This is a genomic window from Acrocarpospora phusangensis (genome assembly GCF_016862995.1).
In the GTDB taxonomy this organism is placed as follows: domain Bacteria; phylum Actinomycetota; class Actinomycetes; order Streptosporangiales; family Streptosporangiaceae; genus Acrocarpospora; species Acrocarpospora phusangensis.
This window is the reverse complement of record NZ_BOOA01000162.1, coordinates 1-6,496: the sequence shown is the minus strand read 5'-3', so window position 1 is coordinate 6,496 and position 6,496 is coordinate 1. Positions and strand designations below refer to the sequence as shown.

The 6,496-nt window shown below is 68.6% G+C and carries 8 protein-coding genes; 6 read left to right on the top strand and 2 right to left on the bottom strand.

Features of this window, described 5'->3' with window-relative positions; genetic code table 11:
- Positions 1 to 786 (top strand): glycoside hydrolase family 16 protein (locus Aph01nite_RS40455; protein WP_204046393.1); only part of this gene is annotated, 786 nt, incomplete at its 5' end.
- An 82-nt stretch (positions 787 to 868) separates the two neighbouring features.
- Here the strand turns inward: Aph01nite_RS40455 and Aph01nite_RS40450 are convergent.
- A complete protein-coding gene (locus tag Aph01nite_RS40450) occupies positions 869 to 1,078 on the bottom strand; it encodes a hypothetical protein (protein ID WP_204046392.1) in 210 nt (69 codons plus the stop codon).
- A 42-nt stretch (positions 1,079 to 1,120) separates the two neighbouring features.
- Between Aph01nite_RS40450 and Aph01nite_RS40445 the strand changes: the two genes are divergently transcribed.
- The 5 genes from Aph01nite_RS40445 to Aph01nite_RS40425 all read left to right on the top strand — a co-directional run bounded on the left by Aph01nite_RS40445 (position 1,121) and on the right by Aph01nite_RS40425 (position 4,990).
- Complete coding sequence (locus Aph01nite_RS40445) at positions 1,121 to 1,498, top strand: ribosomal maturation YjgA family protein (RefSeq protein WP_204046391.1); 378 nt, start codon at positions 1,121 to 1,123, stop codon at positions 1,496 to 1,498.
- Positions 1,499 to 1,652: 154 nt separating this feature from the next.
- On the top strand, positions 1,653 to 2,939 hold the full coding sequence (locus Aph01nite_RS40440) for a BtrH N-terminal domain-containing protein (protein ID WP_204046390.1): 1,287 nt from the start codon (positions 1,653 to 1,655) through the stop codon (positions 2,937 to 2,939).
- Between the two features lie 64 nt (positions 2,940 to 3,003).
- Positions 3,004 to 3,510, top strand: a complete 507-nt coding sequence (locus Aph01nite_RS40435; RefSeq protein ID WP_204046389.1) for a hypothetical protein — start codon at positions 3,004 to 3,006, stop codon at positions 3,508 to 3,510.
- Between the two features lie 159 nt (positions 3,511 to 3,669).
- Positions 3,670 to 4,104 carry a hypothetical protein gene (locus Aph01nite_RS40430; protein ID WP_204046388.1) on the top strand — a complete coding sequence of 145 codons (435 nt, stop codon included), beginning with the start codon at positions 3,670 to 3,672 and terminating at the stop codon, positions 4,102 to 4,104.
- 7 nt (positions 4,105 to 4,111) lie between these two features.
- Positions 4,112 to 4,990 carry a sugar kinase gene (locus Aph01nite_RS40425; protein ID WP_204046387.1) on the top strand — a complete coding sequence of 293 codons (879 nt, stop codon included), beginning with the start codon at positions 4,112 to 4,114 and terminating at the stop codon, positions 4,988 to 4,990.
- Between the two features lie 258 nt (positions 4,991 to 5,248).
- On the opposite strand, the gene Aph01nite_RS40420 is transcribed toward Aph01nite_RS40425, so the two are convergent.
- Positions 5,249 to 6,289, bottom strand: coding sequence for an aminomethyl transferase family protein (locus tag Aph01nite_RS40420; protein WP_275419370.1), 1,041 nt, complete (start codon positions 6,287 to 6,289; stop codon positions 5,249 to 5,251).
- Between the last annotated feature and the right edge of the window lie 207 nt (positions 6,290 to 6,496).

Here is a 6,496-nt window from a genome sequence, read left to right as displayed (position 1 = left end):
GGCGCCCCCATCACCCCGCCCCCGCTCCCGCCCGACCCCCGCAACCCCCCGCAGCTCGTCTGGGCCGACGAGTTCAACGACCCGGCCGGCACCAGGCCCAGCGCGGCCCGCTGGCAGGCCGAGATCGGCCCCGGCGTCAACAACGAGCTGCAGTACTACACCAACCATGACAACGCGGCCACCGACGGCGCGGGCAACCTGGTGATGGAGGCCCGGCGCCAGACCGTCGCCGGTTCGTCCTGCCCGGGCGGGCCGTGCCAGTACACCTCCTCGCGGATCAACACCTACGGGAAGTTCAGCTTCACGTACGGCAAGGTGGAGGCCCGGATCAAGGTGTCGGGCACCAACGGCCTGTGGCCCGCGTTCTGGATGCTCGGCGCCGACTTCTTCGACCAGGGCCGCCCGTGGCCGTACGTCGGGGAGATCGACATCATGGAGCATCTCGGCCGGGAACCCAACATCACGTACTCGACCATCCACGCGCCCGCGTACTTCGGGGCGGGCGGGTTCGGCTCGCCGTACACGATCGCCGGGGACTTCGCCGCCGCGTTCCACGTGTACGCCGTGGAGTGGAACAGCACCGGAATGCGGTTCACCGTGGACGGCAACACCATCCACACCGTGGACCGGGCCTCGCTTGAGGCGACCAGAGGGCCCTGGGTCTTCGACCACCCGTTCTTCATCATCCTGAACAACGCGGTGGGCGGCGACTGGCCGGGGCCGCCGGACGCGACGACCGTGTTCCCGCAGCGCATGCTCGTGGACTACGTGCGCGTCTACCAGTGACGGCCGGAGGTGCCGGTACGGCCGCGCCGGGCCGTACCGGCACCGAAGGCATATGTCGGTCTATGTCGGCTTATGTCAGGGTCTAGCCCTTGGCTGACTCTTCTCTCGCGCTGAGCAAGCTCTGGCGGCGGAGCTCCATGTTCTCCGCCAGGGCGTCCAACTGGTCCGCGTTCGCGATCAGCATGGCGACCTCGGCCGGGTCCGTGGGACCTTCGCCGATCTGCTCGCGCAGTTCGCGCGCCTGCCTGCGGAGGCGGACCAGTTCCTCTTCGACCTGCTGCAACTCATCCATGAATAGGCCCTACCCAGCGGATGCGGGATCATCTGTGTTGTGATGAGACCTTGGCTCGCGGTGCCCGTCGTGCTGGCGTTGGGGCTCGGCGTACGCGCCTTCGCGGGTGGGGATTTCGCGAAATACGCCGGAGTGGCGCTCTACACGACACTGATCTACGCGATCCTGGCCTTCTGGTTGCGCCCGGTTTACGCGGCCCTGTCCTCCGTGGCGATCAGCTGGGCGGTGGAGTTCTTCCAGCTCACCGGTATTCCCGCGGCGCTGTCCGCGCAGAGTTTCCTGGCCCGGCTGGTGCTGGGCTCCACCTTCAACGCCCCCGATCTCTTCTGGTACGCCGCCGGGGCCGGACTGGGCATGGCCATCGTCAGGAGCCGGATGGTAGAAAGGGCGCAGGGCGACGTCTCGCGCCCGACCTCCTGACCGGTGGTCCACGCCCATCGGCTGTCGCGGAGGCAAAGGGGATCGCTGTCCTCGGGGCGTTCCTTTCCGGCTGCGCAGATGTCAGGCCACAGACGTCCGCGACGGAGCGTGGGCCCGTCGTGGAGTGTCGTCCGGCCTGATGGGACGCGGTTCGATGACCGAGAACAAGACCTTCAAGCGCCTGGTCCGCGAGCGCATGGCCCGGACCGGGGAGGCGTACACGACCGCCCGCCGGCACGTGCTCGCGGCGGTCGCCCCGCCGGTGGATCCGGCCGTTCTGCCCGGGTATCCGGCGACCGGGGGCGGCGTGCACCACGATTCGGCGCTGCTGGCCCGGGTGCTCCGGCAGGCGGGTGTGGTCGCGCCGCACAGCGGTGAGCCGTACAGCGAGGCGATGCTGGCCGGGCTGGGCGGCGGCATCGGCTTCCTGTACGCGATCTTCGAATACACCGAGCTGACGACCATGACGATCGTCACGCAGCACCACCCCGACCCCTTCATCCCGGCCGCGCTCCGGCGGGCGGGCGTCGAGTACGAGATCCGGCAGACCGGCAGCGCGAAGGTGGCCGAACGGCATCTGCGCGAGGTCCTCGGGGAGGGCAGGGCCGCTGTTTGCCGCGTGGACCGGCACGAGTTGCCGTGGCATCCCGGGCTGCCGTTCGGGGACGCGTACGAGATCGCGGTGATCGGCCTCGACGGCGACAGCGCCTACCTGGACGACGAGCGGGTCACACCTGAGCGCGTCCCAGTGTCCACGCTGATGGCCGCCTGGTCGCGGCACCGCAAGGGCAAACACCACCTGCTCGCCCTGCGGCCGGGCGCGCGCGGAATCGCGCCGGGCATCCGGGACGCGATCGCCACCACGGCCGCCCACCTGACCGGGCCGGTGCTCGGCAACTCCTTCGACGTCAACATGGGCCTGTCCGGCATGCGCCGCCTGGTGACCCAGCTCGGCGACGCCACCGGCAAGAAGAGCTGGTCCGCCAGGTTCGCCTCCCCTGCCGCCCTGTTCTCCGCGCTGGCCCGCCTCCACGTCTGCCTGGAGATCGAGTACGGCTCCCCCGGCGCCACCCGGCCCGTCTACGCCGACTTCCTCGACGAGGCCGCCCCCCTGGCAGGAGCCCACCTGACCGAAGCGGCCGCCCTCTACCGGGAGGCCGCCACCGCCTGGTCCGAGCTGGCCGAGGCCGCCCTGACCCCGGCGATCCCCCAGCTCACCCGCTTCGGGGAGATCCTGGAGGAGCACATGACCCTCCAGGCCACCCAGGGTTCGGCGGCGGCCGAGAGGCTGGGCGCCCTCGCCGCGGAGTCGTACGACCTGGCGGGGAAGGCGGAGCCGCTCACCGGCCAGGAACGCGCGGACCTGTTCGCCCGCCTGGCCGGGCACGCCGCCCGCGCGCTGGAACTGGAAACCCGCGCGGTCGCCGTCCTGGGGGATTGACCCGGGATTTTCAGGGCAGTCGGGGTGTCGCCCACGTCAGCCACGTCAGCTAGGGGTGAGACACATGGTTCTGTTAGGGCTTCTTCTGATCGTGGTCGCGGTGGCGGCCTTCTACGAGATGTCCATGCTGGACAACACGCTCAGCACCAACGTTTCCGTGCTGGACTGGACGTTCAGCCTGACACCGCTCGAGCTGTTCCTGGCCGGCGCCGCCACGGCGGCGGCTTTCCTCGTCGGCCTGGCCCTGATGTTCAGCGGAGCGCGCAGGTCCGCGCTGCGCCGCAGGCGCCGGCGTGACGAGCGGCTGGCCGAGAGGGACCGCGTCTCGCGGCTGGAGAGCGAGAAGCGGGACCTGGAGAAGCGGCTGGACACGGCCGCTGTCGACCGGGACCACGACGGCGTGGACGACCGCGACCAGCGGACGGTCCCCGCACAGGCCCGGACGGAGGACGCCGCGTTCGACCCGGATCGGGACACCGATGGAACGCGGAGTTTCGAGAGGATCACCCCGGATTCGGACAGACTCGTCGCGGGAGGCCGGCACGCGCACCGGCCCGACGAGACGCGCTGACCCTGCCGACCGGGGACCCGGAAGATACCGCCGACCGGCCTCCGCCGGGACACGGGTACGGCTCTCGGCTTCGAGAGCCGTACCCGTGTTGCGATTTGAGCAATTATCGCCGGATATGGCAGGAAACTGAGATCATCCTGAGGTATGGAGCCAACAACGGTGGCGGAGAGTTTCGCGGCCTACTTCCGGCCATGGGCCCTGGCCCTGCCGCAGGTGGCGGTGGACACGCGCGCGGACGGAACGCTCCACGCGCGTGGCTGGGCGGTGCGGTGGCGGTGGCTGCCCGACGGCGCCCTGGAGTTCCGCGCCACCAACCGCATGAGCGCCGACCGCTGGCAGACGCTGTTCCCCGACGGCAGAACCCAGCAGGAGTCGACCCCGCCCGAGGTGTACGCCGACGACGATCCGGAGGCGCGGCGCGCGTACCGGCAGGCGTGGAAGGCGTACAAGGCGGCGTTGGACGAGCGGGGGATGCACCCGCGCGCGACCACGGACGCGCCCAGGAAATGGGATCCGGAGAACCAGCTGCTCTGGAGTCTCGACAATGATTCACCGTGGCGGACCGAGAGCCTGCCGCCACGACCCGAGATCTAGGAAACACATGAGCGACGTGTTCACGCTGGGCGAGGTGCTGGGTGTCATCTCGGCCGAGCGGATCCGCCACGACGTGACCGCACGACTGGACTTGGAAGGCTCCGAACTGACCGTCGCCGTCGGGTTGGCGAGGCTCGGGCATTCGGTGGGATTCCTGGGGCGGGTGAGCGACGACGAGATCGGCGTGCGGACGCTCACCGTGCTGCGGGGCGAGGGAATCGACGTCAGCCACATGCGGGTGGACGAGACCGCGTCGAGTGGGATCGTGTTGCGGCAGCGGCGGATCGGGCGGGTCGCGCACGCGGTCAACTATCGCGACGGGTCGGCGGGATCTCGGCTGTCGACGGGGGATGTTCCGGCGGGAGCGATCCAATCGGCGCGCATTCTCCATGTCAGCGGGATCACGCCGGCGTTGAGCGGGTTCACGTGGAGTGCGGTGCATCATGCGGTGAAACTGGCGAAGGATGCCGGGGTGCTGGTGTCGGTGGATGTGAACCACCGGGCCTATCTGTGGGAGAGCGTGGAGGAGGCTCGGGAGGGCCTTACCGAACTGGCCGCTTCCGCCGACATCCTGTTCGCCAATCAGGACGAGCTCGGTCTGGTCGAGAACGCGATTGGATCGCTCCGGGAACTGGTGGTGACCCGCGGGTCCAAGGGTGCGAGCGCGACGGTTGACGGGTTCCGTTACGACACGCAGGCGGCGCCGGTGACGGTGGTCGATCCCACGGAGGTGGGGGGTGCGTTCGTGGCCGGATACCTGAGTGCGTTGCTGGACGATTCGCATCCGGCGGATCGGCTCAAGCGGGGGATCGCGCTGGCGGCCTTCGCGGTAGCGAGCCCCAGCACCTGGCAAGGCCTCCCCACCCGCGAAGAACTCCCCCCGTGACCTGTTTTCACGACGTCGCTTCCTTGGGGCTCTACAGAATGGGGCTGGTCACGCTTGGCACCGGTGCGGCGAGTGGCGTCCATCTGCGCCAACGGCGCCGGATAACGGCGAGAAGCCTGCGATTCTGCTAGAACCCCCAAACAGAATGAAGCCGGTCGCTCTTGGCGCCGGTGCGGCGAGCAGCGTCACCTGCCTTAACGGCGCCGGATAACGGCGAGAGGCTCGGCGTCTCGGGCCATATTGGCTTCTGGGTCGTCGTCACTTCCATGGAGTTGCGCGGATGCGTTCGTGGGCCGGATCGTAGACCGGGCCGGTGACGACGTCCGCGCCTATCCATTTCCCGTGGACGCCGACCTCGACCCGGGACGCGTCCGGCGGCAGATACGCGTAAGCGATCGACCGGTCGACGCGATACCCATAACCACCACTGGTGACCCGGGAAACCGGCCTGCCGTCCAGACGCACCGGCTCTCCCCCGAGAGCGACATCTCTCTCGCCGTCCAGCAACAGGCACGCGAGTTCGCTCTCCGGCCGCTTCATCGCCGCCTTCCGTTCCGTACGGACGGCGAATCCCAGCCCCGCCTCCAGCGGAGTGGTCTCCGGCGTTATATCGAGCCCCCAGACCCGATACCCCTTCTCCAGCCGCATCGAATCGATCGCCCGATACCCCGCGGGCCGCATTCCCTCGGGCGAGCCCGCCGCCATCAGGCTGTCCCACAACGTCAGCCCGTACTCCGCCGGGCAGTACAACTCCCACCCGAACTCCCCGACGAACGTCACCCGCTGCGCCAGCACCGGAACATACCCAACGCTGATCTCCCGAGCCTTCATATACCCGAAGCTCAGATCATCCCCCGTCAACTTCGCCAGAATCCTGTACGCCTTCGGCCCCCAGAGGCAATAACAGGCATAAGCCGACGTCACATCGCGAACCTCGATCCCATGCCGCCGCAACAACGCGACATCATGCACTCCGAACGCAGTCCCCGTCACAACCCGAAACCGATCCTCCCCCAGCCGAGTAACCGTGACATCCGCCTCGATCCCATCCCGCTCATTGAGCAACTGCGTATAAACAACCGCCCCCACAGCCCGGTCGACATCATTCCCCGCCAACCGCTGCAACCCTTCCAGCCCCGAAACCTCCAACTTCCCGAACGAAGTCTGATCGAACAACCCAGCCGCATCCCTGGTCGCCAAACACTCCTCCCGAATCGAAGGCGACCAAAATCTCCCCGCCCACCCACCCGGCCGGTAACCAGAACTCCGCTCCACCCCCGCTTCCCCGGTTTCGCTCATGGAGAAGGCCACAGAACCCCGACCGGGGGAGGAAACCCCAGCACCGATAGAAGTTCCCCGCGGGGACGAAGCCCCAGGAACCGCAGAAGCCTCCCTGCGAGACGAAGCTCCCGGAGCCGAGGAAGTCGCTTGGAGCGACGCAGCGCCTGGCACTGCGGAATCCTCCTCGGGAGACGAATCCCCGGGAGCCACAGAAGCCCCCTCGGG

What these genes read in the sequence shown, in the direction of transcription:
- Aph01nite_RS40450 (WP_204046392.1), bottom strand. Translation starts at nt 1,078, where the DNA reads ATGGATGAGTTGCAGCAGGTCGAAGAGGAACTGGTCCGCCTCCGCAGG.
- Aph01nite_RS40445 (WP_204046391.1), top strand. Translation starts at nt 1,121, where the DNA reads ATGAGACCTTGGCTCGCGGTGCCCGTCGTGCTGGCGTTGGGGCTCGGC.
- Aph01nite_RS40440 (WP_204046390.1), top strand. Translation starts at nt 1,653, where the DNA reads ATGACCGAGAACAAGACCTTCAAGCGCCTGGTCCGCGAGCGCATGGCC.
- Aph01nite_RS40435 (WP_204046389.1), top strand. Translation starts at nt 3,004, where the DNA reads ATGGTTCTGTTAGGGCTTCTTCTGATCGTGGTCGCGGTGGCGGCCTTC.
- Aph01nite_RS40425 (WP_204046387.1), top strand. Translation starts at nt 4,112, where the DNA reads ATGAGCGACGTGTTCACGCTGGGCGAGGTGCTGGGTGTCATCTCGGCC.
- Aph01nite_RS40420 (WP_275419370.1), bottom strand. Translation starts at nt 6,289, where the DNA reads ATGAGCGAAACCGGGGAAGCGGGGGTGGAGCGGAGTTCTGGTTACCGG.